The organism is Mucilaginibacter sp. P2_A5 (assembly GCF_056404995.1).
On the sequence record NZ_JBFUCY010000036.1, the window covers coordinates 53,538 to 80,036 of the forward strand.

Annotated in this window: 20 protein-coding genes and 2 tRNA genes; 11 read left to right on the top strand and 11 right to left on the bottom strand. The window is 42.6% G+C overall.

Annotation, left to right across the window (positions count from 1 at the left end; all coding sequences use genetic code 11):
- Window positions 1-134: 134 nt before the first annotated feature.
- The 3 genes from AC1DXF_RS24890 to AC1DXF_RS24900 all read left to right on the top strand — a co-directional run bounded on the left by AC1DXF_RS24890 (window position 135) and on the right by AC1DXF_RS24900 (window position 4,123).
- Complete coding sequence (locus AC1DXF_RS24890; protein ID WP_477451409.1) at window positions 135-2,261, top strand: ATP-binding response regulator; 2,127 nt, start codon at window positions 135-137, stop codon at window positions 2,259-2,261.
- A 219-nt stretch (window positions 2,262-2,480) separates the two neighbouring features.
- Entirely contained in the window at window positions 2,481-3,365 is an 885-nt protein-coding gene (locus AC1DXF_RS24895) for a tetratricopeptide repeat protein (RefSeq protein WP_477451410.1), read from the top strand.
- Between the two features lie 137 nt (window positions 3,366-3,502).
- Window positions 3,503-4,123 (top strand): L-threonylcarbamoyladenylate synthase, encoded by a 621-nt coding sequence (locus AC1DXF_RS24900; protein ID WP_477451411.1) that lies wholly within the window; start codon window positions 3,503-3,505, stop codon window positions 4,121-4,123.
- A 338-nt stretch (window positions 4,124-4,461) separates the two neighbouring features.
- Here AC1DXF_RS24900 and trpA read toward each other — a convergent pair whose 3' ends face one another.
- The 4 genes from trpA to trpD form a co-directional block, all read right to left on the bottom strand.
- A complete protein-coding gene (gene trpA / locus AC1DXF_RS24905) occupies window positions 4,462-5,241 on the bottom strand; it encodes a tryptophan synthase subunit alpha (RefSeq protein ID WP_477451412.1) in 780 nt (259 codons plus the stop codon).
- 102 nt (window positions 5,242-5,343) lie between these two features.
- Window positions 5,344-6,525 (bottom strand): tryptophan synthase subunit beta, encoded by a 1,182-nt coding sequence (trpB, locus tag AC1DXF_RS24910; RefSeq protein WP_477451413.1) that lies wholly within the window; start codon window positions 6,523-6,525, stop codon window positions 5,344-5,346.
- Entirely contained in the window at window positions 6,509-7,153 is a 645-nt protein-coding gene (locus tag AC1DXF_RS24915) for a phosphoribosylanthranilate isomerase (protein WP_477451414.1), read from the bottom strand. Before AC1DXF_RS24915 ends, trpB begins: the two co-directional genes overlap by 17 nt.
- Window positions 7,154-7,155: 2 nt before the next feature.
- Complete coding sequence (gene trpD, locus AC1DXF_RS24920; protein ID WP_477451415.1) at window positions 7,156-8,145, bottom strand: anthranilate phosphoribosyltransferase; 990 nt, start codon at window positions 8,143-8,145, stop codon at window positions 7,156-7,158.
- 413 nt (window positions 8,146-8,558) lie between these two features.
- Between trpD and AC1DXF_RS24925 the strand changes: the two genes are divergently transcribed.
- Window positions 8,559-9,506, top strand: a complete 948-nt coding sequence (locus AC1DXF_RS24925) for an ion channel (protein ID WP_477451416.1) — start codon at window positions 8,559-8,561, stop codon at window positions 9,504-9,506.
- A gap of 54 nt (window positions 9,507-9,560) precedes the next feature.
- Here the strand turns inward: AC1DXF_RS24925 and AC1DXF_RS24930 are convergent, their stop codons facing one another.
- Genes AC1DXF_RS24930 through recR form a run of 3 tightly spaced genes read right to left on the bottom strand, consistent with a single transcriptional unit; the run spans window position 9,561 to window position 11,817 of the window.
- Complete coding sequence (locus tag AC1DXF_RS24930) at window positions 9,561-10,376, bottom strand: SDR family oxidoreductase (RefSeq protein WP_477451417.1); 816 nt, start codon at window positions 10,374-10,376, stop codon at window positions 9,561-9,563.
- Window positions 10,363-11,196 carry a glycosyltransferase family 2 protein gene (locus tag AC1DXF_RS24935; RefSeq protein ID WP_477451418.1) on the bottom strand — a complete coding sequence of 278 codons (834 nt, stop codon included), beginning with the start codon at window positions 11,194-11,196 and terminating at the stop codon, window positions 10,363-10,365. Before AC1DXF_RS24935 ends, AC1DXF_RS24930 begins: the two co-directional genes overlap by 14 nt.
- A gap of 3 nt (window positions 11,197-11,199) precedes the next feature.
- Window positions 11,200-11,817 carry a recombination mediator RecR gene (gene recR / locus AC1DXF_RS24940; protein WP_090649569.1) on the bottom strand — a complete coding sequence of 206 codons (618 nt, stop codon included), beginning with the start codon at window positions 11,815-11,817 and terminating at the stop codon, window positions 11,200-11,202.
- Between the two features lie 508 nt (window positions 11,818-12,325).
- Here recR and AC1DXF_RS24945 point away from each other — a divergent pair.
- Together AC1DXF_RS24945 and AC1DXF_RS24950 are read left to right on the top strand one after the other, a co-directional pair.
- A complete protein-coding gene (locus tag AC1DXF_RS24945; RefSeq protein ID WP_477451419.1) occupies window positions 12,326-13,828 on the top strand; it encodes a sodium:solute symporter in 1,503 nt (500 codons plus the stop codon).
- Window positions 13,829-14,068: 240 nt separating this feature from the next.
- Window positions 14,069-14,776, top strand: coding sequence for an LOG family protein (locus AC1DXF_RS24950; RefSeq protein ID WP_477451420.1), 708 nt, complete (start codon window positions 14,069-14,071; stop codon window positions 14,774-14,776).
- 75 nt (window positions 14,777-14,851) lie between these two features.
- Here the strand turns inward: AC1DXF_RS24950 and AC1DXF_RS24955 are convergent, their stop codons facing one another.
- A complete protein-coding gene (locus AC1DXF_RS24955) occupies window positions 14,852-16,804 on the bottom strand; it encodes a TlpA family protein disulfide reductase (RefSeq protein WP_477451421.1) in 1,953 nt (650 codons plus the stop codon).
- Window positions 16,805-16,920: 116 nt separating this feature from the next.
- On the bottom strand, window positions 16,921-18,105 hold the full coding sequence (locus tag AC1DXF_RS24960; RefSeq protein ID WP_477451422.1) for an acetyltransferase domain-containing protein: 1,185 nt from the start codon (window positions 18,103-18,105) through the stop codon (window positions 16,921-16,923).
- 782 nt (window positions 18,106-18,887) lie between these two features.
- On the opposite strand from AC1DXF_RS24960, the gene AC1DXF_RS24965 reads away from it, so the two are divergent.
- Together AC1DXF_RS24965 and AC1DXF_RS24970 are read left to right on the top strand one after the other, a co-directional pair.
- Complete coding sequence (locus AC1DXF_RS24965; RefSeq protein WP_477451423.1) at window positions 18,888-20,108, top strand: TCR/Tet family MFS transporter; 1,221 nt, start codon at window positions 18,888-18,890, stop codon at window positions 20,106-20,108.
- Window positions 20,109-20,352: 244 nt separating this feature from the next.
- Complete coding sequence (locus AC1DXF_RS24970) at window positions 20,353-21,618, top strand: TCR/Tet family MFS transporter (protein ID WP_477451424.1); 1,266 nt, start codon at window positions 20,353-20,355, stop codon at window positions 21,616-21,618.
- On the opposite strand, the gene AC1DXF_RS24975 is transcribed toward AC1DXF_RS24970, so the two are convergent.
- Complete coding sequence (locus AC1DXF_RS24975) at window positions 21,602-22,192, bottom strand: DUF502 domain-containing protein (RefSeq protein WP_477451425.1); 591 nt, start codon at window positions 22,190-22,192, stop codon at window positions 21,602-21,604. The genes AC1DXF_RS24970 and AC1DXF_RS24975 overlap by 17 nt on opposite strands.
- Before the next feature lie 505 nt (window positions 22,193-22,697).
- On the bottom strand, window positions 22,698-25,163 hold the full coding sequence (locus tag AC1DXF_RS24980; RefSeq protein WP_477451426.1) for a bifunctional UDP-N-acetylmuramoyl-tripeptide:D-alanyl-D-alanine ligase/alanine racemase: 2,466 nt from the start codon (window positions 25,161-25,163) through the stop codon (window positions 22,698-22,700).
- Between the two features lie 61 nt (window positions 25,164-25,224).
- Here AC1DXF_RS24980 and AC1DXF_RS24985 point away from each other — a divergent pair, with 61 nt between their 5' ends.
- The 3 genes from AC1DXF_RS24985 to AC1DXF_RS24995 all read left to right on the top strand — a co-directional run bounded on the left by AC1DXF_RS24985 (window position 25,225) and on the right by AC1DXF_RS24995 (window position 26,029).
- The gene (locus AC1DXF_RS24985; protein WP_477451427.1) at window positions 25,225-25,707 is read left to right on the top strand and encodes a regulatory protein RecX; all 483 of its coding nucleotides are present in this window, start codon (window positions 25,225-25,227) and stop codon (window positions 25,705-25,707) included.
- Between the two features lie 113 nt (window positions 25,708-25,820).
- Window positions 25,821-25,893 (top strand) — tRNA-Gly (locus AC1DXF_RS24990).
- A gap of 51 nt (window positions 25,894-25,944) precedes the next feature.
- Window positions 25,945-26,029 (top strand) — tRNA-Leu (locus AC1DXF_RS24995).
- Window positions 26,030-26,499 lie beyond the last annotated feature (470 nt).

The following is a 26,499-nucleotide window of genomic DNA, read 5'->3' on the forward strand; positions in this document are numbered from 1 at the left end:
ACATTGAGATCGTTCCCAAAACACGTCATTAAATGCTTCCTGGCCATTGCCAACATCATCAGTTAAATGCACTTAATTTTTGATAGTTTTGCACACCAAACTATACCATGTGTAGTTGTGCCAAACGCAATTTTATGCCAACAACTTATACCAAAACATTAGCCCGGAAAATCCTTCTTGCGTTCCTTGCATTCGCCATCATTTTTTCTGTAACAGCGCTTATTGTCCGCAGGTCAATTACTAAAAAGTTAGAAAACATTTCTAAACTGGCTAACAATATGGGCCAGGGCAATAACCATCCTGAGCATATATTGTTACTACTGCACCAGGCCGAAGACGATTTCCAGGCATCCTTACTAAACACCAACAGTAAAAATAGCGACGATTATAAAACAAAGCTTACATCGGCGTTTAATGAACTGGATACTTTATTAAAAGGGGCCGCCGATACAACCAGCCTTAACGCTGCCCAAAGCAATAAAATAAAGTTATGGTATCAAAAAAAGCTAACGTTATCCAACCAGTTATTCCAGCTTAAGCACAATTTTGATTCACTGCTTACTGTTTATGCTGCTTTTAACACCGAAGCCGGTAAGTACGCGCAGGAACTTTCCCGTAATGCAAATAAATCATTTAAAACCAGTACAGACACTGTTAAAAAAACTACTCCGGTAGTAAAAAGGGGGCTTTTTAAACGAATTAAAGACGCCATTAACGATAAAGACGACAGGGCGATATCTGCAATTGAGATTAACCATCGCAACAATTTAAATGAGGTTAACGCCTCTACACAAAAAGTTTTAGCTAAAGATCAAAAGGCTTACGCTAACAGCCTTAAGCAATTGCAGCAGCAAAACCTAAGGCTAATTACCATGCAGCGGGAGTTGATTGGCCTTAATACACATATCAGTAATGAGCTAGAGCGCATTATTAACGATATGAAGGAAATTAATTATAACGTGACGAATGAATTCAGGGAAATGTCGTTCAAAAGCTACCAGGAAACTACCGGCTTGCTAAATAAATTTTCGCTTATCGCTTTATTCCTTGTACTGGTGTTTGCTATCCTGCTTATTATCTTTGTTATTCAGCTTAACAAGGCCGAATTGTTTTTACACAAAGAAATTGAACAATCGGTTACCATTGCCCAGCAAAAAATGGACCTGCTTTTGCATATGAGCCATGAGATACGTAACCCCCTTACCGCTATTAAGGGTTTCCTTTACATTTTTGGCAAAACCAACCTGGCGCAAAAACAGGTTGATATGCTCGACTCTATAAAACACTCATCAGATATGCTGCTGCGTACCCTTAACGATACGCTGGACGCGGCAAAAATGGAAAACAGCGAGTTTAAAATTAACAGCGAACCTTTTAACCCCGATTTTACATTAAAAACAGTTGTAGAAAGCATGGAGTTTGGCGCAACTAAAAAGGGCCTGACTTTAGATTATCATTTCAAAGGCGATAAAGACGCCATTTTACTGGGCGATAGCCTGCGGCTTAAACAGGTTGTGGTTAACTTACTGAGTAACGCCATTAAATTTACCAAAGAAGGAGGAATAAGGGTAATAGCCGAGCTGGTTAGCGCAGAAAATAAACTATTGGTTGATATCAGGGATACCGGGGCTGGGATTAGCTTAKATCAGCAATCAAACCTGTTTTCAAAATATTATCAAACCAGCTCATCCAATGGAAAAGCGGGTACCGGACTCGGGTTGTTTATTTGCAAACAACTGATAAAACTGCAGGACGGGCATATCACGGTAAATAGCAAGCCCGGAGCAGGCACTACTTTTAGCTTTGTTATTCCGTATCAAAAAAGCAATACTGCCACTGTTGTTAAACCAAATACGCTTGACCCGGCATTACTGTTGAGTGGGATTAACATTTTGGCGGTAGACGATAATGAGCTTGATTTAATGTCGCTGAAAATGATGCTGGCAAAATGGGATGTCAATTTTATGCAGGCAGGAAATACCAAAGAAGCCTTAGAAATAATGGCTAAAAACGACATAAACGTTGTGTTAACAGCGGTACAGACACCTGAAACAGATGTGGCCGAATTATTGGCTGCAATACAAAAATCAACCATCTTGCCGAATAAGTTGCCTGTAATTGCGATAAGCGGGTTAACAGAATCGGCTGATACGGAAAAGTATTTAAAAATGGGTTTTGCCGGTATCATTGAAAAATCTGTTATCGATACACAACTGGTGGATAAGCTGGTAAAGGTATTGAAACCGAAGGCGGGGAATTGAATTGATGGTAGAATTTGAGTACTGAGTCGTAAGTATTAAGTTCTAAGTCAAGACTCACCTCCTGCCTTCCGATAAGGTGTTTCCCGCTGTTCGATTCCGACTTCGGACGATTATGCCTGTAGTTTGCAACTACAGTAACCTTTTCCCTTAACAGTCGATATTTTATTTGTGATTGTTGTTTGATTCCTTTATTATAGCTATCTCAAACCTTATTACAAGATGGAAAATAGATTTTTTACCAAAACGGAGTTTCATAACAAATTTGGCAAAGAAATGACGTCCGCCGCCAATGTATTTGAACAACGAAAAAAAAGCGGAATGCAGGATAATGCCTTAGCAACGTATGATTTCAATTTCATTTCAGATACCAAAGGCAAGCTTGATGCTTTAGCTTCATTTTTAACAAATAATTATGGATTCAAAATTGGTGATATAGCGAAAAAAACTGACTATTGGGAAATATCAGGCGAGGCAACTGAGTTTCCGGTTGATGAAAATAACCTGATGTATTGGGCACTCGACTTGTATTGCAAAGGCTATGAATTTGATTGTAAATTGGATGGGTACGGGGCCATGGGCGATCCGCAAAACCAGTTATTCCCTAACATGGATGCCGGTCAGGCCGGTCATTATTTCGATCTTGCAATGGAAGCCTATAACAAAAGAAACCTCGGAATGGCAATAATCCATTTTTCTACGGCAATTAAAATAAATCCGAACGACCCTAACTCGTGGTATTCGAGGGCAACGATAAAAGATGAATTGCACACGTGGAAAGCTGCAAGGCGTGATTATGACAAAGCCATCGAAATAGCGCCCGATTTTACAGATGCAATAGTAAACAGGGCAGCAAATAAAGATGAAGCCGGGGAACATCAGGAAGCCATTAACGATTATTCAAAAGCTATTGAATTGGATCCCGAAAATGAGATGGCATATTTTAACCGGGGAAATTCAAAATTGAACATGAACGATGCTAAAGGAGCTTGCGCCGATTGGCACAAAGCAAAGGAACTTGGCGCACCCTACGCACAAGCGAGGATTGACGTGCATTGCAATAAAACAAACCTGCTTAAAAAAGCTAAAGGATTGTTTAACTGGTAATCCGGTGGTAATTACATTATAGTTGATACTGTAAATCACACCCGCCGTTCGATTTCCGAACAGCAACACATTTACGTTCGTTGTTTATACAACCATACATTTTTTAAACTACTTCAGCGTATATTTGTCTATTAAATATGCTCATTAAAATATATCCCGAAAATCCGAATCCTAAAGCGATAGAGCAGGTTGTTGAAGTGCTGCGCAAAGGCGGATTGATCATTTATCCTACAGATACCATTTACGGGCTTGGTTGCGATATCCACAACCATAAAGCTATCGAAGCCATCTGCAAAATCAGGAACATTAAACCCGAGAAGGCGAATTTTTCCTTTATCTGCTACGATTTAAGCCATATATCTGATTATATTAAACCGATAGATAACGCCACTTTCCGTGTGCTTAAAAAAGCGCTGCCCGGCCCGTTCACCTTTATATTTAACGCAAGCCATAAAGTGCCCAAGCTATTAAGCAGCAACAAAAAAACGGTTGGTATCCGTGTTCCTGACAATGATATTGCCCGCGAAATTGTACGTGTATTAGGTAACCCCATCCTATCAACCTCTATCCGCGACGATGACGACATCATCGAATACTCTACCGACCCGGAACTGATCCACGAAAAATATGAAGACCTGGTTGACATCGTGATTGATGGCGGCTACGGCGATAACATAGCATCAACCGTTGTCGACTGTACCAACGGCGAGTTTGAAGTAATTCGTGAGGGTAAGGGGGATTTGGAATTGTATTTGTAGGGGCTCTGTCACCCGATATACAGATATTTTACGTCGTTGCGGGGAGCCATCGGGTAAGCCTGAAAAAAATGGCAATGACGTGTTGGCTTTAGCTGCTTACAACAACCATGTCATTGCGAGCGATAGCGTGGCAATCGCGAACTGTTCAGGTCCGCCATACATAGTTCGCGATTGCTTCGTACCTCGCAATGACATAAACTACCAAAAAAACAGGGTTGAAAATCAACTATTTACAAACACGTCATTATAAGACACGAAAAAATCCCCGACATGCTTAGTCCCACTTAGTTCGGGATTGCTTCGTACCTTATAATGACGACTGAAAAGTGTGTTATCCCTTACGGCCTTATCCCCTTAATAAACCCCGGTATCTTCTCCATATAACCTTCCTCGGCCAGCAACTTTACAAACTTACTGCCTACAATAGCACCGTTTGCATAGGCGCAGGCTTGTTTAAAAGTATTATTATCCGAAATGCCGAAACCTATGATAGTTGGATTTTTAAGTTCCATCGCTTTAATGCGTTTGTAATAATCTTCAATACTATTGGTTAGCTGCAAGTTGCCGCCCGTTATGGAAGATGACGACAGCAGGTAAATAAAACTATTACTCAACTCATCAATTTTACGGATGCGGTCTTCGGATGTTTGCGGGGTAACCAGGAAGATATTGCTCAGGTTGTTATCTGTAAAATAATTGGCGTATTTGGCTTCGTACTCGTACATGGGCAAATCGGGCACTATTACGCCATCTACACCCAATTCAACTGCCTTTTTGCAAAAACGCTCGATACCGTATTGTATTATCGGGTTAAAATAGCCCATCAATAATATTGGGATGGTAACGCGCTTCCGTAGTTCAGTCAGTTCTTCAAACAGCACGTTAAGGGTCATCCCGTTTTCCAAAGCCTGTTCAGAACTGTGCTGAATTGTGGGGCCATCGGCCACGGGATCTGAGTACGGGAAACCAATTTCCAGGAAATCGGCCCCGGCTTTTTCCAAAGCTTCGGCAATATCAACGGTAGTGTTTAAAGCGGGATAGCCCGCGGTGAAGTATATAGATAACAAATTATCCTTTTTGGTAGCGAAAAGCTCGTTTAGGCGGTTTGAATTGTTCATGGTCAATGGTTCGTTATTGCTTATAGTTCATGGTTCATGGTTCATGGCCGCTTCAGAAATAAAATCCTGGGCAATGAACTATGATCTATGAACCATGAACAACTAAAAGTTAAAATATTTAATATAAGTATCCAAATCCTTATCGCCCCGGCCCGAGATACAGATAACAACGTTATCATCGGCTTTGAATGTCATTTTGTCCAGTTGTGCCAGTGCGTGGGCTGTTTCAATGGCCGGGATAATGCCTTCCATTTGCGAGCATAATAGGCCTGCCTGTAACGCCTCATCATCGGTAATGCTGGTGTATTGGGCGCGGTTTATTTTGTACAGGTGCGCATGCTGCGGACCAATACCCGGGTAATCGAGCCCGGCAGATATTGAGTACGGTTCAACCACCTGCCCATCCTGTGTTTGCATCAGTATGGTACGGCTGCCATGCAGCACACCTTCCTGTCCCAAAAAGGTGGTAGCAGCCGAGTGGCCGCTATTAACACCTTTGCCTGCGGCTTCAACTGCAACCAGCTTAACATCTTCATCGTCCAAAAAATGGTAAAACATGCCCATGGCATTGCTACCGCCGCCTACACAGGCCATTACGTATTGCGGCAACTCGTTGCCTGTTTGCTCCAGTAATTGTTTTTTAGTTTCTTCGGATATCACGGATTGAAAACGGGCCACCATATCCGGAAAAGGATACGGCCCAACCACCGATCCGATGATGTAGTGGGTATCAACCGGGTTGCTTATCCAGTCGCGCAGGGCCTCGTTGGTAGCATCTTTAAGTGTTTTACTACCCGATGATGCCGGCCTTACCGTGGCACCAAGCATTTTCATGCGCGATACATTAGGGGCCTGGCGTTCCATATCAACTTCGCCCATATAAACCACGCATTCAATACCCATCAGGGCGCAAACGGTAGCTGTGGCCACACCATGCTGCCCGGCGCCGGTTTCGGCAATAATCCGCTTTTTGCCTAAACGTTTGGCCAGCAATATTTGCCCGATAGCATTATTAATCTTATGCGAACCGGTATGGTTTAAATCCTCGCGTTTAAAAAATATGTTGGCGCCATATTTTTCCGAATATCTTTTGGCATGATATAGCGGGGAGGGCCTGCCTACGTAGTTTTTCAGGAGGTCGTCAAATTCGGCTTTAAAACCAGGATCATTAATAATGTTGATGTATTGAAGCCTTAACTCCTCAACATTTGGATAAAGCATTTCGGGGATATAGGCGCCGCCAAAATCGCCATAGTAACCTTGCTCGTTAACTCCGTATTTCATTTATAATAGGTTGTTTGTTGATGATATCAAATGCTTGTTTTAGTTTGCCGGTATCTTTAATACCGGGCGCCGTTTCAAAACGACTATTCAAATCCACCCCGTAAAATTGGGGATGGTTAATTTTTTTAATTTCTTCCAAATTATCCAGGCTGATACCCCCCGACAAAAAGAATGGAACACTTAGTTTATAACTATCCAACATCCCCCAATCAAAAGTTTTACCCGAGCCCCCGTAGGCTGCAGTTTTTGTATCGAACAGGAAATAGTCTACTTTGTTTACGTAATTATCCAGCTGGCCAAAATCGAAATTTTCATCCAACCCAAAAGCTTTAAACACGGTAACCCTATCCCGAAAACTGCTACAAAATTCCGGCGATTCGTCGCCATGTAATTGAATTACATCAAAATTGTAGGCCTGTATCAAAGAGTTGATTATTTGTGCGCTTTCATTCACAAAAACTGCTGTTTTTTTGATGTTTATTGGTAGTTTTTTGAAACTTTCTGCAGATAATTGACCGATATATCGCGGCGAAGGCCCATAACAGATAAAACCCAGGTAGTCCGGATTTAAGGCAGCTACCGCCTCAATATTTTCGGGATCTTTTAAACCGCAAACTTTTATTTTCATGTTTAGTTTTGCAATAGCAGGTTAAAACTGTTCAGCGCTTTTTTGCTTAGCAAAGCTTCTTCTGCCTCGTAAAAGCAATCGGCAAAAGTTTTTTCGGGGTTAATAGTCCTGATGGCCAAAGCCGCGTTGGACAGTACTACATTGTTTTGCGCGTTGGTACCATCGCCATTAAGCACGCTGCTAAATATTGCAGCAGAGGCACTTACGGTATCACCACCGGCAATTTCGGCCGGATCAAGCTTTTCGAAGCCCAGGGCCTCAACGTTGTTTATCTTCTCGCCCTCGGCCGAAAAGGTTTTGAAATCGCAGGTAAGGGAAACCTCGTCATAACCCTCCAAGGCATTCACAATGGTATATTTAGTGGTCGATTTTTGGTAGAGATAGGCATATACCCTTGCCAATTCCAGGTTAAAAACACCAACCAGTTGATTCTCAGGCTTCGCCGGATTAACCAGCGGACCAAGCATGTTAAAAAACGTCTTCACCCCCAGTTCCCTGCGGATAGGCGCTACCGTTTTCATGGCCGGGTGAAACAGGGGTGCATGTAAAAAGCAGATGTTGGCTTTGTCAATCCCGCGTTTCAGTTTATCAGTATCGTTGGTAAACTGATAGCCCAAATACTCCATCACATTTGATGAACCACAACCCGATGATACACCGTAGTTACCATGCTTGGCTACCTTATAACCAGCTCCCGCTACCACAAATGATGCAAGGGTGGATATATTAAAGGTATCTTTTCCATCGCCGCCGGTTCCGCACAAGTCTATCAGTTCGCTGGTTTGCAAATCAATGGGCAGGCAAAGTTCCAGCATGGCATCGCGAAAGCCTTCCAGCTCATCAACTGTAATACTGCGCATACAATAGGCCGTCATAAACGCCGCCATTTGCGAGTTGTTGTACTTACCCTGTGCAATGTTTATCAAAATCCCTTTTGATTGCTCCCTGCTAAACGTTTTGTGTTCGAATAGATGATTAAGTATCTGTTTCATGCCCCCTGGCCCCCTAAAGGGGGTACTTTTTAATTGTTAACTCAACTCCCCCCTCGACTTTCTCACTCCCCCTTCAGGGGGCCGGGGGCTAATAAAAAAAGGGTTACCGTATGGCAACCCTTCCTTTGAATATATTTTTTAAACAAACACGGAATTGCCTTACGATATCTCGTTAAGCCACCACCAGTTATTGTTTAATGCGTTCATTTTCATTTATGCCACAAATATGGAAATAGTTTTTATAAAAACAAACAGATAAATTTAATTATTGATTTAGTGAATTATTGAATTAGTGAATTAAGAAAATTTAATGAAACTTTGTAATAAGCACTCAGCTGCTTAATAATTGATTAATGAATTAACCTGCGTTCCAAATCAATAATTCATTAAATCAATAATTCACTAATCAAAAAATGGCTATACATAAAGAAAAAATAAACCCCGAGGATGACCTTGGCTTCGGCACACAGCCTGTGGTAAAAAGCCAGCCGGTTATTAATAAAGATGGATCTATTAATGTAAAGCGTACTGGCTTGCCGCGTTTTTCTACCGCAAACAATTACCATTCGCTTATTACCATGAGTTGGCGTAAGTTTTGGGCTATTGTTTTTACCGGGTATTTAACAGCCAACCTGTTGTTTGCAACCATTTATTTTTTCCTGGGCCACGATGTGCTCGACGGCCGTAGCGGCGATACCAGTTTCGATCGCTTTATGGATGCTTTCTTCTTCTCGGCACAAACCATATCAACAGTAGGTTATGGCCATATCAGCCCGAAGGGAATGATAGCCAATAGCGTAGCCGCTTTGGAATCCATGATGGGCTTACTGGCCTTCGCGTTGGCTACAGGTTTGCTTTATGGGCGCTTCTCCAGGCCATCGGCTAAAATATTGTATAGCGATAATGTGTTAGTTGCCCCTTACCGCGATGGCCGGGGGCTAATGTTCAGACTGGCCAATTTAAGGCGTAACATATTGATAGACCTCGAGATTGAGGTTGTATTTGGCTATAACGAAGAAGTGAACGGCAAGGTGATCCGCAAGTTTTTTCAACTGGAACTGGAACGAAAGTTTGTAAGCATTCTGACAGTAAACTGGACGGTGGTGCACCCCCTTGATGAAAACAGCCCATTAAAAGACATAACCCAGGACGAACTGGAAACCAAACAGGCCAGCTTATCCGTCATCCTCAAAACCTTCGATGATACCTTTTCACAAACCGTACATTCCCGCACCTCTTACATCTATTCGGACGTAGTTTGGGGAGCCAAATTTGTACCCGTATTTCATCGTGATGAAGATGGACAGGCCATTTTGGATATGAGTAAGATAAGTACTTATGAAATAGTGAATGGTGAATAGTGAGTGGTGAATGGATAATTTGATCAGCTTTCGCTATTCACCACTCACTACTCACTACTTCAAAAGCGGGTTCTTTTCCTTAGCAAACACATTATAAACCATCTTATCTAAAAAGGCTGGCAGTAGCTTACTAAGCAATACAGTAAGTTTGCCCTGCAGGGTCAATACCAGTGTTCGCGAGCGGTTTTCAATGCCATCTATAATTATCCTGGCAACCTGGTCGGCTGTCATCATTTTATCTTCCTCCAGGGTACTTTCGCGCTGTTCTATCCCTTCATTATTAAGCGCGGTATTGCGGATGTTTGATGCCGTGAAGCCAGGGCAGGCGGTTAATACGTGTACGCCGGTTTTCAGGTTTTCTACCCTTAAAGCATCCAAAAAGCCATTCATGGCAAACTTTGAAGCAGAATATCCGGCGCGACCAGGCAAACCTTTATAGCCCGCTATGGATGATACTCCTACTATGCTGCCTTTAGTTTTGGTAATTTCGGGCAACGCGTATTTGGTACAATATACCGTACCCCAAAAGTTTACATCCATCAATGATTTCAAAACCTTTAAATCAACATCTTTAAACAGTGCCCGCATAGAGATACCTGCATTGTTTATCAACACATCAATTTTACCAAAGGTGATGAGGGTTTGTTTAATTAATTGGGCGCAATCGGCCTCAACAGTTACATCGCATTGTACGGCCAGGGCTTTGGTTTGGTAGCGCCGTTCAATATCCTGGGTTATTACGCAAAGGGTTACATACTGGCGGGCTGCCAAAACCACGGTAGCGCCGCGTTTGGCGCACTCAATAGCAAGTGATTTTCCGATGCCGGATGATGCCCCGGTTATTACTATAACTTTATCATTTAACTTCATATGTTGAAGGGAATAGCTGCGGCAAACCCTCCACTTTTATTTCGGGCACCTTAAATAAATATTTGGCGGCGAAGATAATCATCGCACCATAAAATTCCTTAAGATAATCCCAGCTAAATTTCACATTATTACGGCTGTTGAAGTTGATAATATACGTTTTAGGAAAGTAATAATTTTTAAACCCGGCAAGCCTTATGCGGTAACTCAGGTCAATATCATATCCATAGGCATAAAAACGCTCGTCAAACAGCCCGGTTTTATTAATAGCTTCTTTACGCATCAGCATAAAAGCGCCATTCATGACATCGGTTTCTGAAGTTTGAAATTCCTCTACCCAGTCTTTACGTTGCGTATCTGTAAGGCGCGATTTGGAAAAATATTTGGCCAGGCCGGTCAGTTTAAAAAACACAGCCCAGGCCTTGGTAAAGCCATGTTTCGATTCGGGAAGGAAACGGCCATCGGGGGTTATCATCCGCACGCCCATGCCCCCGGCATCCAAATGCATGTCCATAAATTCCAATGCCTTCTCAAAAGTTTTTTTGCCTGTAATTGTATCCGCACTGACTACTAAAATATACTCTCCTGTAGCTTCTTTAATACCCTGGTTATAAGCTTTTGCCATCCCCTCATTGTGGGTGTTGGCTATTACTTTAACTTCAGGAAACTCATGGCCCAGCATCTCTATAGATTTGTCTGTAGAGGCATTATCTACCACAAAAACCTCGCAATTAATGCCTGCAGCGGCCCTTACAACCGAATCAAGCGCAATCCTGAGCATATTACAAGTGTTATAATTTACAACGATAACAGAGAGTTTCATACCTTACTTTGACAATGAATTTTCATACGGAACACGTGTTGCGATAGACCGCCCGAGGGTGATCTCATCTACGTACTCCAATTCACCCCCAAAGGCTATGCCACGGGCTATGGTTGATATGGTAATGTGGAAAGATTTTATGCGCTTGTTTAAATAAAACAAAGTGGTGTCGCCTTCCATAGTCGCGCTAAGGGCAAAAATGATCTCTTTGGCCTCGTTTTCTTTCAGGCGTTCCACCAAAGTATCAACCTGCAAATCCGATGGCCCTACCCCATCCATTGGCGATATTAAGCCACCTAAAACGTGGTAAACGCCATTATACTGGTTGGTATTTTCAATGGCCATTACATCGCGGGTATCCTCAACCACGCAAATAAGGCTGCGGTCGCGTTTGTGCGATGAGCAAATTTCGCACACGGCATGGTCGGATATGTTGTGACAAACCGAGCAAAACATAATCTCGTTACGCAGCTTGCTCACGGTGGTGCTAAATCGTTCTACATCCTGTTTATCCTGGTTTAGCAAATGCAGCACCAGCCTGAGCGCGGTTTTTTGGCCCACGCCCGGTAATTTGGCAAATTCGGCTACAGCATTTTCCAGTAATTTGGACGAAAAGTTCATTGTGCGAAGTTAAGGAATAAGTCTGAATCAGGATTTTTCACCAGTTTTTATTTTTAAGGCGTTCAAGATGGCTACGCCGTTTTCAGAATTTAAGAATTATCAGAATAAATTACATCTGCTATTGACTGTTTCCCGACAAATGCCTGCCGGGCCATCTTTTACGTACTGAAAAGCGTTCCACCGGAACGCCCGGATCATGCGGAACGCTTTGGAACGCCTTAGCGTTGAATATCAACTACTTATACTTTATCAAAAACAAACAATGGAACACCTTATTTACTGACAATCAACAACTTAAACTTTTTAAAATTTAACACTTTTATCACAAAAAACAGCAACTTTTAGTCATGTTATCAGCCATGGACGGCCAACAGCTATTTGCAGGTTATTGCAGGCCACATAAACATTGCGTATTTTAAAGTTTGCGTATTTTGCAAATTATCATCAGTTTTATAAAAAACACTTCCGGACTTTCGGATTTCCCGATTTCCGGACTAATAAAACATCTATGTCGCCAGGAATATTACTATCATTTATCATCGGTTATTTTTTAGTCTTGCTGGTTATTTCCTGGCTCACATCCCGCAAAGCATCAGATAATGATACCTTTTTTGTGGCCAACCGCAACTCTAAATGGTACCTGGTTGCCTTCGGGATGATTGGCACCGCACTTAGCGGGGTTACTTTTATCTCGGTACCAGGCAAGGTCGGCGCGCCCTCCGGCGATCAGTTTTCATACTTCCAGTTTGTACTGGGTAATGCCGCCGGCTTTCTCATCATCGCAACCGTATTACTGCCGCTTTATTACCGGTTAAAGCTTACCTCAATATACAGTTATATCGAGGGCGCTTTAGGCACCTGGAGCTATAAAACCGCCGCCGGGATATTCCTCATCAGCAGGGTTATCGGCTCATCCTTCCGGTTGTACCTGGTGGTTATTGTATTACAGAAATTTATTTTTGATAGTTACCATATTCCTTTTGCCGTCACGGTGCTCATTTGTTTAGTCCTTATCTGGTCGTACACGTTCAAAGGGGGATTAAAAACCATTATTATAACCGATAGCCTGCAAACATTTTTCCTGGTGTTATCGGTGTTCCTGTCAATATACTTTATTTGCAGCAGCCTGCATATGAATATTTTTGAGGCTGCTGATGCCATTAAAAACAGCAGTTACGCCAAAATATTCTTCTTCAATGATTTCATCAGCAGCAAGTTCCATTTTACCAAAGCGTTTTTGGGCGGAATATTTATAACCATTGGCATGGTGGGGCTTGACCAGGACCTGATGCAAAAAAACCTTAGCCTCAAAAACATTAAGGAAGCCCAAAAAAACATGTTCAGTTTTACCGGGGTATTCGTGATCATCAATATCTTCTTTTTAAGCGTAGGGGCATTATTATGGCTATATGCCAGCAAATACGGTATTCATGTGGATAAAACCGACTACCTGTACCCTACTATCGCCCTGCAATATTTGGGCATTGTACCGGCCATGGTTTTCATGCTGGGGCTTACAGCGGCAACTTTTGCTACCACCGATTCGGCGCTTACCGCGCTTACTACCTCTTTTTGCGTAGATTTTTTAGGTTTTAACAAAAGCATCGATCTTAACAGTAAAAAAAAGGTAGGCACACGCCATATGGTGCATATTGCTTTTTCGGGGCTGATGTTTTTAACCATTGTGATATTTAACGCTATTAACAACGATGCTGTGGTAAGCGCCATATTTACGGTTGCATCTTACACGTACGGGCCGTTACTGGGGCTTTACTCCTTTGGCCTGTTTGTAAGTAACAGGCAGGTGAGGGATAAACTGGTACCCTTTATTTGTGTGGCATCCCCTGCTATATGTTACTTTTTAAATGCTGAGTCAAAATCGCTTCTGGGCGGATATGTTTTTAGCAATGAGCTTATCATTGTTAACGGATTAATTACCTTTGTCGGCTTGTTGCTGAGCTCAAGTCCGAAAGACGGGAAGTCCGGAAGTCCGGAAGTTGTAACTGGGTAAAAGAAAGGCGACAACAAAACATAATAATAAATTCGATATAAGTCCGGAAGATGGGAAGTCCGAAAGTTGTAACGGGTTAAAACAAAAGCAACAACAAAACATAATAATAAATTCGATGTACTAACAATACTTCCGGACTTACCGACTTTCGGACTTCCGGACTAAAAAACTAAGGAACTAAAAAACAAACTACTTCCGGACTTACCGACTTTCGGACTTCCGGACTACTAAAAAAAGGATATGACTGGTGACGATAAAATAAGACAAGCATTTGAAAACAAAAACTGGCAGGAAATAAAGGTTACAGATTCCTGGCAGATATTTAAAATAATGGCCGAATTTGTTGACGGCTTTGAAAAACTGGCCAAAATTGGCCCATGCGTATCCATCTTCGGATCGGCACGTACCCATAACGAGAACAACTATTACAAACTGGCCGAAGAAACCGCACGCCTGCTTACCGAGCATGGCTACGGCGTAATATCTGGCGGCGGCCCCGGCATTATGGAAGCGGCAAATAAAGGCGCTTATGAGGCAGGCGGCAAATCGGTAGGTTTAAATATTGAACTGCCTTTTGAGCAGTTCCATAATAAATATATCGACAGGGATAAGATCATGGAGTTTGATTATTTCTTTATCCGTAAGGTAATGTTCATGAAATACTCGCAGGGCTTCATTATTCTGCCCGGTGGTTTTGGTACTATGGACGAATCATTCGAGGCCATGACATTGATCCAAACCGGTAAAATTGCGCGCTTCCCCATCATTTTTGTGGGTATTGATTACTGGAAAGGGCTGTTTAGCTGGGTAGAAGAAAAAATGCTGGCCGATCAGCACAACATTAACCCCGATGATTTGAACTTATACCGCCTGGTAGACACTGCCGAAGAAGCAGTTGACCATATTACCCGTTTCTATAACAAGTATGTATTGAAGCCGAATTTTTAATATTCACTTTGCAAGCCCGGCAGCAAAATCGGGGAAGACTTACGAAGTTTTGAAAACTTCGTAAGTCTAAAAATTCTACTTCATACTTTCCTTAGGCACTACACTTGCCGCAGGCGCAGGCTCCTTAGCCATATCAATCATTGCGGTAACCTCATCAACCAATCCATCGGCCGAGCCGTCAAAACCAACTACTTTAAAGCGGATGTTGCCATTTTTGTCGATAATAAACTTAGTAGGGATGCCTTCAACCCCAAATTGCGTTACCACCTTTGATTGGCGGCCATCGGCACCTTTTTCATCCATCAGCACATAAAAACTGTATTTTTTATCAGCAATAAATTTCTTCACGCCGTCGGCATAGTTATCGCCGTTTTCCCAGGTATCAACAAATAAAAACTTCACATCTGCATCGTCCTTAAAATTATTTACAGCAGTTTGCATACCAGGGAACGATGCTTTGCAAGGGCCGCACCAGGTTGCCCAAAAATCAACAATAACCACTTTGCCTTTCAGGCTGGCCAGGGAAACCGTGTTACCTTCAAAATCTTTCAAAGCAAAGGGCAGCGCAGGCTGGTTAATCATTTGCTTGGCCAACTCTTCGCGTTTTTTATTTTTGGCAAAATCAACCAATGATGTCAAATAGGTATCATAGCCGGTGTCGTTTCCTTTTAAAGCAACGTACGCTTTCTTCAACTCATCTTTCAATAAACCTGTTCCTTTACCGTTTTTTATCGCACCTTCAATTACTTGTCGCGACTCGGCATACTTACCAAGTGCATTTAGTATTAACACGTAATGCTCGTTAATTTCGGGATCATTGTAAGTATTGGCTACGTACACTGCTTTTTGATATTTAAAGGCCTCGTCATACTTTTTCTCCTTATATAAAACGAAAGCATAAGTATCGGCATAACCATCATATGAGCGCTTTGCATTTATTGCGGCCGCTTTGGGAGATGTGTATAACCCCGGCTCCGGATTTTTCATTTGGCCGGCCATGATATCCAATGATTGTTTGGATAGTTTTTCCGCCACATCCAATTTTTCTCCGGTTTTAGCCAATTCATAAGCTGCATTATTATAACTGCCGGCCAGGTTTACTTTATTTTGAACCTTGCTTGCATATGCGCCAAATTTTGCGCTATCTCCTTTTTGTATAAAACCGGTGGCCAACTCTGCGCGGGCATAATCAAGAATACTATTTTTCCCATCCAGCTTTGCGGGGAATTTTTGTTCAAATGCCTGGTACAACGAATCTTTTTTAGCAAGGTCTTTTTGCCGGTAAACGGCCATCCCGGCTTCGTTACAAGCCGATTCGCCTCCGGGGAATTTAGTTTTAATAACTTTGCCTAATGAATCGGCGGATGCTGATCGCTTTGTCCAGTTAAGCATATAAGCAGCCAGCAACATATCTTTTTCCGCGTCACTTTTTTCGAGCGATTTTATTTTGGCATTAAGCAATGTGGTAGTTTCAACGTCAGTCTTCTTAGCCAATGTGGAGTAATATTGTATACTGAACAGCTTTTCGGTTTTAGGGTTAACCTCATCTTCCTTTTTAAACAGTTCTATCGCCTTTTCGTTGTCAGGTTTTATTTTTCCAAACCTCGCCCCAATTCCGCCGGTTAATATAAACGCTTCGGCTTCATAGGCACTCACTACGGTTTTTTTATCTTTATAAACAGGATACAGGTATCCTTTATCAGCATTATTATCAATAATTTCGCCGCTGTATATTTTTACAAAAAAAGCTTTTGCAGGTGTGGGTATAGTAAATTCCCCGGTTAGTGATCCACCATTGGCTTTCAAGTCAACATCGGCAACGGGGTTATCTTTGCCATCAATAAAATACACTTCGGCTGCAATATCCGTCTTTCCTTCAATGGGAGTACCAACAGGGTTATAGGTTAATTTTATTTTTTTGGCAGCGGCCGGAAACTTGTCCGATAATGTAAGGTGACTGTTTTGGGCGTAGGTATTTTGGAGGGCCAGCATAGCGGGCAAAACCAGCAAAAGTTTGCGATATTTCATAGGTAATTGTTTTACCTTAAAAATAATATTATTAGCGGCTAAAAGAAAAATATTTAACATTTATTAACTATAAGCAACATACTGTGTAAATATGAAATTTAAGCCCGCTTACATCACTACAAATAACTTAACCACCACTTCTCTTTATGCGCCTGTTTATATGCATCATAACGTTTACATAGCGGGTACAATGCAATAACTATAACAACCCAAACCAGGTAGGCCACCGGCAACGAAAATCCGTAGCCTTTAAGCGATGAGGTAAACCAGATAGGCTGATCAAGGATCCAGATTTTCCAGTTTTGGCCCGGCGTTAACGCCGAGGCCACAAGGGCTATCAAATGAATAATGTAAATATGGATGATATAATAAAACATAGGTACCCTGCCATATACCGATACTACCCTGACCACAGCGTTCTGCAGTTTTTCTGTAAAAGCCAGGAACAGCAAGGCCGAGCCCACAGTTAATAAAACATACAGCAATGAAGGCGGGTATTTATTGACTTTGATAAACGACAGGAAGGTAAAAAACGCGTCCTTCTGCACGGTCCATTTAACAGGATCGCCGTATACATTCAGGTACCTGATTACCACAAACAAAACCAGGGAAGCAGCGCCTATGATAAATAAAGTCTTCCTGCGTTTTTCCACGCCATACTCCGGGGTAAACAGTTGCCCCAGGCAATAGCCTAATGGCATAATGGCCACCAACGGTATAATTGGATAGCCTACCAAAAGTATTTCATGTCCCCAAAAAAATGGTCGCTGATCATGAAGAAACGCCCAGCCAAAACCAGCTAAATTATTGCCGGCCACATGCACGCCATCCAACAAATTATGACCGAATATAACTACGAGACAAAGAACAAGTATAGCGGTTTTAGGCAAATGGATAAGTGCGGCAAGTACAATCATACTTATCCCCAACGCCCAGATGGTTATAAATAAAAGCATCGGGAAGGCGATATTAAAATTCCACCCAAAATTTACTACTACCAATTCCAGGAAAACCAGCCACAGGCCACGTTTTACCAGGAAAACCGATAATTCCTTTTTTGTTTTCTTCCGGCTCATTAAAAACGCCGAGGTGCCAGCAAGCAGCATAAATATGGGCGCGCAAAAATGGGTTATCCAACGGGTAAAAAATAATATCCCGGTTGTTTTATCCAAATCAAGCGGATCAAATAAAAACGAACCTGAATACAGGTAATCGCGCACGTGGTCAAGCGCCATAATGATCATAATGGTGCCGCGAAGAAAATCAATGGATGTTATCCTGTTTTTAATTGTTGTTGTCATTTCAATCGTTAACTGTTCAGGCCGGTGTTTTGGGCTATCGGGCTTTAGGTACCCTGTGTTGAATATTAAGCTGCAATTTGTCTATTTTTTTTTGTTTCCGGAATAAAAAGAGGTGAAGCCGGGATTTTAGACATTCAAATGATATTGCTATTGAACAAAGGCAGACAGACGAAATTTACTCGCGCAAAGATCGTAAGACGCAAAGCAACTGGATTTATGACGCTTTGTGTGGGTTGTTCTATTCAATTGGCTTCTAAGGGCCATCGGCCCGAAACATATAGTAGCCACGGGTTTCAACCCGTGGATGATTGGCTAAAGGACCACAAGAGTGCCATCGGCACGGCCAATGTTTTGGTGTAAATCCAGGTATTTTCATTTTGTTTAAACGATATATACGCATTGATAATATGGACCGAGAATACGGCTCTCCACCATTTTCTTTGCTTTTTTCCACGGGTTAAAACCCGTGGCTACAAAATTGGCCGAGGCTACGCCTCTCATTCATGTTGAACAAGCCCGATGTGCCAACAAAACATATCTTTAGAAACTGATCAACAACCACACATCGATGTTAGCCATACAAAGCACCATAGAACCAGGCAATTTGGAGATTTTTCTTAGCGACCCGGCGATCTTCGCGAAAAACCTGTAAACGAGATCTTATGAACAGCTGTTCTACACGAATAGTTCAACATCATTAAACATCAGATTTTAAAGGTGGCTTCCCCGGTGATTTTTAAAGTTAATATCCACCAATAACATTTTATCATTATTTTGCGGCTATGGATCAATCTGCCAAACTTAAACCACAGGCCGCCTTGGGCTTTATTTTTGTTACCATGCTGATAGATGTTATCGGTTTTGGTATCATTATACCCGTGATGCCTAAACTGATAGAGAAATTAATCCATGGTACCGTTAGCCAGGCCTCGTTATATTCGGGGCTGATGCTGCTGGCCTATTCGGTAATGCAATTCCTGTTTTCGCCCATGATTGGCAACCTGAGCGATAAATATGGCCGCCGGCCGGTTTTATTATCATCACTATTAGGCTTCGGCGTCGATTACCTTTTTCTTGCATTTGCGCCATCAATAGGCTGGCTGTTTGTTGGCCGTACTATAGCCGGTATAACGGGCGCAAGTTTTACAACCGCATCTGCCTATATAGCGGATGTGAGCACTCCCGAAAAACGGGCCGCGAATTTTGGCCTAATCGGCGTGGCATTTGGCATTGGCTTTATTGTTGGTCCTGGCATAGGCGGTCTTTTAGGAAAATGGAATGTTCACTACCCGTTTTTCGCGGCGGCAGGTTTGGCACTATTGAATGCGGTTTATGGCTTTTTCATCCTGCCCGAATCATTATCTGCAGAACATCGCCGCCCCTTTGATTGGAAAAGGGCAAACCCATTGGGATCGTTATTACAGCTCAAAAAATATCCGTCAGTAATCGGTTTAGCCGCCTCATTGTTCCTGGTATATTTTGCAGCACAATCTGTACAAAGTGTATGGACCTTTTATACCATCCTTAAATTCAAGTGGAGCGAAGATATTGTTGGTTATTCGTTAAGTTTTATAGGCCTGATGATAGCCTTGGTTCAGGGCGGACTGATCCGGGTAACTTTGCCTAAGCTGGGTTTAGAACGCAGTATATGGATGGGGCTTTTGCTATATAGCACCGGGTTGATATTGTTTGCTTTTGCTACCCATACCTGGATGATGTTTGCCTTTATGATACCTTATGCCCTTGGCGGTATTGCCGGCCCGGCACTACAAGGTTTAATGAGCAACCAGGTACCTGCCAATGAACAGGGCGAACTACAGGGCGGTCTAACCAGCCTCATGAGCCTGAGCTCGATATTTGGCCCCTGGATAATGACCACCTTGTTTTACTATTTTACCAATTTTAAAAACCACCTGTATTTACCCGGAGCCCCGTTTATATTGGGAGCTATATTGATGTTGCTGGCCGCATTGCTGGCTATCAGGAGCTTTAAAAAGAAGTAAGTGGTTGATAAGATTTAGCTTACGCGAAGACGCAACGAAGCAAAGAGATTTGTCTGTTTTTTTTTACGCCTTAGCGGACTTTGCGCGAAAAACCTGTAAACGAGATCATGCAAACCAGGAATAGTTCGACATGACCAACTATAAAATTTAAACGGGATGCTGTATAAAATAATACGATAGGTTATATATTGGCCAAAATTAATATCTTCAAAACTTTTAAGGCGTATAAACCTTTATCAAATTGATGACTAAAAAACCTAAAAAGAAGCATTCGGCAGCGCTGGGCTTTATATTTGTTACGCTGTTTATTGATGTGCTTGGTTTAGCGGTTACTATCCCGGTAATGCCTACACTACTCCAGGACCTTGGCCATGTTGATATAAGTACAGCCGCCCAATACAGCGGTTATTTAACCTTTACCTATGCATCAATGCAATTCCTTTTCTCATCAGTTGTAGGTAACCTGAGCGATAGGTATGGCCGGCGGCCGGTGTTATTAAGCTCGCTGGTAGGTTTCGGTATCGATTATTTTTTTATGGCCTTCGCGCCCACCATAGCGTGGCTTTTTGTGGGCCGAACGATAGCCGGTATTACCGGTGCAAGCACTTCAACTGCCACAGCCTATATTGCCGATATCAGCACCGGGAAAAACAGGGCGGCAAATTTTGGCCTCGTTGGCGCCGCATCAGGCGTAGGCTTTATTGTGGGCATAGGTATGGGCAGTTTCCTGGGCGAGCTTGATGTGCGGCTTCCATTTATGGCAGCCGCAGGCTTTGCGTTACTTAATGCGGCCTATGGCTATTTCGTGCTCCCCGAATCGCTTGCGCCAGAGAACAGGCGAAAATTCGACTGGAAAAAATCGAACCCAATAAGCTCATTACGCAGCCTTAGCCGTTATCCGGCGTTAAGCGGGCTTATCGCGGCTTTTTCTTTAGTATATGTGGGCCAAAAAGCTGTTGAATATGTCACGTCATTTTATGTCGAGTTAAAATTCAACTGGCAATTGAAGAGCATAGGCTACCTTGGTTTTTTTATAGGTGTAGTTTTGGTAGCTATACAAGGCGGCCTTATCCGCTTTACCATTCCAAAATACGGGCAGGAAAAAAATATAATCTGGGGGCTGCTATTTTATACCCTGGGCCTTACCTTAATTGCTTTTGCAAACCAGGGATGGATGATGTACGCTTTTATGGTGCCGTATTGTTTGGGCGGTATTTCGGGCCCGGCGTTGCAAGGAATGATAACCAGCGCGGTATCTGCAAAAGAGCAGGGCGAATTGCAGGGATCATTGTCAGGCATCAGCAGCCTGGCAGTTATTATAGGGCCATTACTAATGAGTTCGGTCTTTCATATTTTTACGCATAAAAATACGCCATCCTACTTCCCTGGGGCACCGTATATTTTGGGGGCAGCGTTGATGCTGATAAGCACATTTATGGCCATGCTTAGTTTCAAAAACAATCGCCTGGCCGATGCCAGGAAGGCAAAGCCGGTTAGTCAAGCCCACTAACACCACCCGATATTACAAATTTCATGATATCGGCAGCGCTTTTGTCGATAGGTTTTACTTTGCCGGCATCAATAATGATAACCTGCCCGGCAAATGAGTAAGAATATGGGAAATATACGGCAACCTCGCCAGGCAAACCTAATACCGCGAGGTCCTTTTGAACAAGGAAGCCAATTTTTTTAAGCCCGAACTCATTTATCTCTACCAAAACAGGCTCGTTAAACTTCTTTTCTTCCCCTACGAAAGCTTCAGTAAGATCTTTTATGGACGAATACAGGAAAGCAAAGATGGGCAACCTGTTAAACCAGCGTTTAAACCAGCGCTTTATAGGATCGGTAATTACGTTGGTAACCAAAATACCGGCAATCATGATCACCACAAATACGTTAAGGATGCCCAAACCGGGAATGTACAAGTGCCTGCCGGTTTTATCAACTAATAGGTCACTCAAATTCAATGCTTTATCAACAGTTGATACACCCCAATATATCAAAAAAATTGCCGCGCCAATAGGTACCACTACCAACAGGCCCTTGGCAAAATACCTGATTAAAACGCGTATAAAATTGTTCATAAGCCCCTAAATTTTCTATTCGTAAAAATACACCCTTTTAAATTGGCAAAAAAATAAAATAAAAAGCGGGCTCAAACGCTCCAAGGACAATAGTTTACATTTTTCACAACTATTTTACACTTTACTTTACACTATAAGTGCAGTTTTCAATTTTATAATATAGTTATAAATTCAATATGTAGATTCAGTATTCTAAATCAATACGTATGTCACATATTACCTGCAGAAAATGCAAATCACAAATGGTTAGGCGGGACCACAGAGATCCCTTTGTGAAAAAATTTTTAGGCTTTTTACCACTGAAGAAGTACTGTTGTGATTACTGCTTAAACTCTTTTTACAAATTGTCTTAACACTATTAGCCGTTCGGTACATCTGCTGAATCGTCGGGACTAACGTTCAGGTTAATATGGCTACACGGTGAACGAAGTCCTTGCCGTGCAGATTGGCAAACGATTCTTTTTGTCCATTTTTCGACAAAAAACCTTTAAAATACTTTAAACCCCTACTCGTAAAAATACACCCTTTTTACCCGTTGTGAAACATTAGTTAATATTTCATACGGAATGGTACCTATCTGGGCTGCCAGTTCTTCAATACGCTGGTGCTGTTCATCAAATATAACTACCTCATCGCCTTCGCTTACATCAAGGCCGCTTACATCCAGCATGCACATATCCATGGTGATGTTACCTACCGTTGGCACCAGGGTGCCTTTTACCAGCATTTTCCCTATGCCATTGCCAAATGCACGCAAATAACCATCGGCATAACCTATGCGCACAGTGGCTATTTTACCATCCTTGGCCAGCTTGCCGCTGCGGCTGTAGCTGATGGTTTCTCCGCCTTTTATTTTTTTTACCTGCGCTACACTGGTTCTTAAGCTGGCTATAGGCTGCAATGCGCTGTTTGATGCCGGCACCGCCGAATCGATACCATATAAACCAATGCCCAGCCGCACCATATCATATTGTGCCTGGGGCCACCGGATGATGCCCGCCGTATTGCACAAATGTTTAATAACGGTATAACCAAGGGAGCGTTCAATCTCCTTAAATGCCTTTTCAAAACGCTTTATTTGTGTTTTGGTAAACTCATCATGTTTGGCGGCCTCGCTTGCCGCCAGGTGCGAAAAAACGGATTGTACACGCACGTACCTGTTGGCCTCCAGCATATCGCATAGGGTATCTATTTCATGGTTCTCAAAACCCAGCCGGTGCATGCCTGTGTCTATTTTAAGGTGCACGGGGTAGTTTAAAATACTCCGCCCCTGCGCGTAGCCAACAAAATCATCCAGCAGGCCAAAACTATAAATCACCGGCTCCAATTTATATTCCGTAAGTTTATCAAATGCAGATGCCTCCGGGTTTAATACCATCACAGGGAGATTGATACCGGCCTGCCGCAGGGCAACGCCTTCGTCAATATAGGCTACCGCCAAATAGTCAACTTTATTATATTGCAGCATATTGGCTACTTCAAAAGTACCGCTGCCATAGCTAAAAGCCTTTACCATGGCCATTACCTTTACGCCGGGTTTTAATTTAGACTTATAAAAATTCAGGTTATTTAATAAGGTGTTCAGGTTAATTTCCAGTACAGTTTCATGAGCTTTTTGTGCCAGGGCACGGCTTATCCGCTCAAACTCAAAACTACGTGAGCCTTTGATCAGGATAGTTTCATCTTTAAAATCAAGCTGCTTCAGGTGCTGCAGCATAGCGGCGGTGTCTTTAAAAAAATGATGCTCAACTACGTTAAAGTAGTCTTTATGGCTTACCAGGGCATCGCCAACGCCAATAAATTTATCTACCTTTTTACCGGCCACCAGGTCGGCTACCTGTTGATAAAGCACATCCTGGGGCAGCCCCGACTGGTAGATATCTGACAGGATTAACGTTTTTTTATGATGCTGATTTTGCTGGCCTAAAAAATTAAGCGCTATCTCTAAAGATTGCAGGTCGGAGTTGTAGGAATCGTCAATCACCGAGCAATTGTTTACGCCGTTTTTTAGCTCCAGGCGCATACTTACCGGCGCCAGGCGTTCAATACGTTTGTCGGCCTCAACCGCGCTATACCCAAGGGCCAGCATGGTTGCCCAGCAAACAATAGCATTTTCTATCGATGCCTCGTCGGTAAATGGCACCAGGCATTCAATTTCCTGTTTTTGGTAATAGGCACGCAGGTAATAATTTTTGGAGATCACCGTACCGCTAAAAACGTACAAATCGGCCTGGTTAAATTTGCGGCTCCAGGTAAATGTTTCCCTGGCCAATATATCGGCCCTGTAATCGATCAGCTGGTCGTAATTACAGATTAGCTTCTCGCTGTTTTTAAACAATTTAAGCTTTTCTAATACCTTCTCCCTCCCGTTTTTAAACCCCTCATCATGTGCCGTACCAATATGGGTAAGCACGCCTATCTGGGGTTTTATAATGGCCTCCAGCTTATCCATTTCGTTGATAGTTGATATTCCGGCCTCGAAGATGCCCAGGTCATTACGGCCGTTTATTTGCCACACAGAAAGTGGCACCCCTATCTGCGAGTTATAACTTTTAGGATTACGAACAATATTTTTATCGGCGTTAAGCAATTGATACAGCCACTCCTTTACAATAGTTTTGCCGTTGCTGCCTGTTATGCCTATTACCTGCAGTTTAAACCTGCCGCGGTGATACGCGGCCAAAGCCTGCAAAGCGGTCAAGGGATCGGCCACTATTAAAAAATTGGCTTCGGGTAAGTTAAATTCGGGGCCATGCTCTACCACAAAATTACGTACCCCGGCGGCGTAGGCGCCGGCAACAAACTCGTGCCCGTTACGCCTTCCGCTTAAAGCAAAAAACAAGCCTTCGGCCGCGTTATTTAAACGGCGGCTATCGGTAAACAAGGCGTTGATGGTGTATTGTTTTACAATGTTGCCGCCCGCATTAATGATCTGTTTAACTTCGGTTATCTGGTATTGGTTGTTAAGCATGGTACGAATTTGGGCATATTAATTTAACTATAGCATATTTTTTGACGAATTTTGACTGACAATGGATGGCCCTAAAAAAAACAAGATAACCGACCCAAAAGTAGCCCTGGCCAAAGCCGAAAACTATTGCGCCTACCAGGAACGATCACAACAGGAGGTGCGCGACAAGCTTTACGAATGGGGCTTATGGCCCGATGCCATTGAACAAGTAATAAGCGAACTGATACAAGGCAACTTTTTAAACGAAGAACGCTTTGCAAAAGCCTACGCCAAGGGCAAGTTTAGCCAGAAAGCCTGGGGCCGCGCAAAAATAAAACAAGGCCTTAAACAGAAACGCGTACCAGATGTACTGATAAAAAAAGCCCTGTTAACCATTGATGCAGACGACTATTTTACTGCACTAACAAGGCTATTGGATAAAAAAGCATGCACCATAAGCGAGAAAAATGAGCTTAAGCGCCGTTATAAGCTGCAACAGTATGCCATGGCGCGCGGGTACGAGGCAGATCTGATAGCAGAAGTTTTGAAAGTCAACCACTTATAAACTATTTTAAAAAAAGTGAAATTTTCCCTTGCAGAACATCCAATTCTGTCTATATTTGCACTCCCGCAAACGAGATAAGCACACAGCTTACTTAAAGCAGGAAAAATACCAATGCGAAAGTAGCTCAGTTGGTAGAGCACGACCTTGCCAAGGTCGGGGTCGCGAGTTCGAATCTCGTCTTTCGCTCAAAGCCCTTCCATCAAAAAGAAGGGTTTTATTTTTAAAGGTCACGCACCTGCTCAGATGGTGGAACTGGTAGACACGCAGGACTTAAAATCCTGTTCCCGTAAACGGAGTGCGGGTTCGATTCCCGCTCTGAGTACTTGAAAATGAGGCGATTAGGTGAAAGACACTAATCGCTTTTTTTGTTGGTCAAAAATCCGGGTACAACATAGGTACAACATTTGAACTCAAAACAAATCGCTCTCTTTCAAATCAAAAGGATTCGTTATATTTGATTATAAACCAGGATATTATGAGCGTTAATGATTATGACATCGAATTGTATGAGGCAATCCAAGATTTATTAGATGAGGGTTTACTTGAAGAAAAAACGGATCAAGCAGAAATCTTGTGGGGGAATAAAAAAAGTATTTGTTTTGTGGATATAACAATCAACACGAATACTCTTGTCAACTGCATACGAAACCCTCGTCCGTTTAATTTTACCAGAAGGTCTTTTAGAATATTTTGAACTTATGGATGTCCGTTCATCTGAGAGCGGGCAATTGAACATTTACCTGGAAGAAAAGAACCTTGCTCCGTCCGGTTACGATAAATCACAGTTGGAGT

Bases quoted from the DNA above. Each gene is read 5' to 3' on its own strand.
- recR (WP_090649569.1), bottom strand. From the start codon at position 11,817: ATGAACTTTTCGTCCAAATTACTGGAAAATGCTGTAGCCGAATTTGCC.
- AC1DXF_RS24980 (WP_477451426.1), bottom strand. From the start codon at position 25,163: ATGCTTAACAACCAATACCAGATAACCGAAGTTAAACAGATCATTAAT.
- AC1DXF_RS24925 (WP_477451416.1), top strand. From the start codon at position 8,559: ATGGCTATACATAAAGAAAAAATAAACCCCGAGGATGACCTTGGCTTC.
- trpA (WP_477451412.1), bottom strand. From the start codon at position 5,241: ATGAACAATTCAAACCGCCTAAACGAGCTTTTCGCTACCAAAAAGGAT.
- AC1DXF_RS24955 (WP_477451421.1), bottom strand. From the start codon at position 16,804: ATGAAATATCGCAAACTTTTGCTGGTTTTGCCCGCTATGCTGGCCCTC.
- AC1DXF_RS24965 (WP_477451423.1), top strand. From the start codon at position 18,888: ATGGATCAATCTGCCAAACTTAAACCACAGGCCGCCTTGGGCTTTATT.
- AC1DXF_RS24970 (WP_477451424.1), top strand. From the start codon at position 20,353: ATGACTAAAAAACCTAAAAAGAAGCATTCGGCAGCGCTGGGCTTTATA.
- AC1DXF_RS24945 (WP_477451419.1), top strand. From the start codon at position 12,326: ATGTCGCCAGGAATATTACTATCATTTATCATCGGTTATTTTTTAGTC.
- AC1DXF_RS24900 (WP_477451411.1), top strand. From the start codon at position 3,503: ATGCTCATTAAAATATATCCCGAAAATCCGAATCCTAAAGCGATAGAG.
- trpD (WP_477451415.1), bottom strand. From the start codon at position 8,145: ATGAAACAGATACTTAATCATCTATTCGAACACAAAACGTTTAGCAGG.
- AC1DXF_RS24950 (WP_477451420.1), top strand. From the start codon at position 14,069: ATGACTGGTGACGATAAAATAAGACAAGCATTTGAAAACAAAAACTGG.
- AC1DXF_RS24960 (WP_477451422.1), bottom strand. From the start codon at position 18,105: ATGACAACAACAATTAAAAACAGGATAACATCCATTGATTTTCTTCGC.
- AC1DXF_RS24915 (WP_477451414.1), bottom strand. From the start codon at position 7,153: ATGAAAATAAAAGTTTGCGGTTTAAAAGATCCCGAAAATATTGAGGCG.
- AC1DXF_RS24895 (WP_477451410.1), top strand. From the start codon at position 2,481: ATGGAAAATAGATTTTTTACCAAAACGGAGTTTCATAACAAATTTGGC.
- AC1DXF_RS24935 (WP_477451418.1), bottom strand. From the start codon at position 11,196: ATGAAACTCTCTGTTATCGTTGTAAATTATAACACTTGTAATATGCTC.
- AC1DXF_RS24930 (WP_477451417.1), bottom strand. From the start codon at position 10,376: ATGAAGTTAAATGATAAAGTTATAGTAATAACCGGGGCATCATCCGGC.
- AC1DXF_RS24985 (WP_477451427.1), top strand. From the start codon at position 25,225: ATGGATGGCCCTAAAAAAAACAAGATAACCGACCCAAAAGTAGCCCTG.
- trpB (WP_477451413.1), bottom strand. From the start codon at position 6,525: ATGAAATACGGAGTTAACGAGCAAGGTTACTATGGCGATTTTGGCGGC.
- AC1DXF_RS24975 (WP_477451425.1), bottom strand. From the start codon at position 22,192: ATGAACAATTTTATACGCGTTTTAATCAGGTATTTTGCCAAGGGCCTG.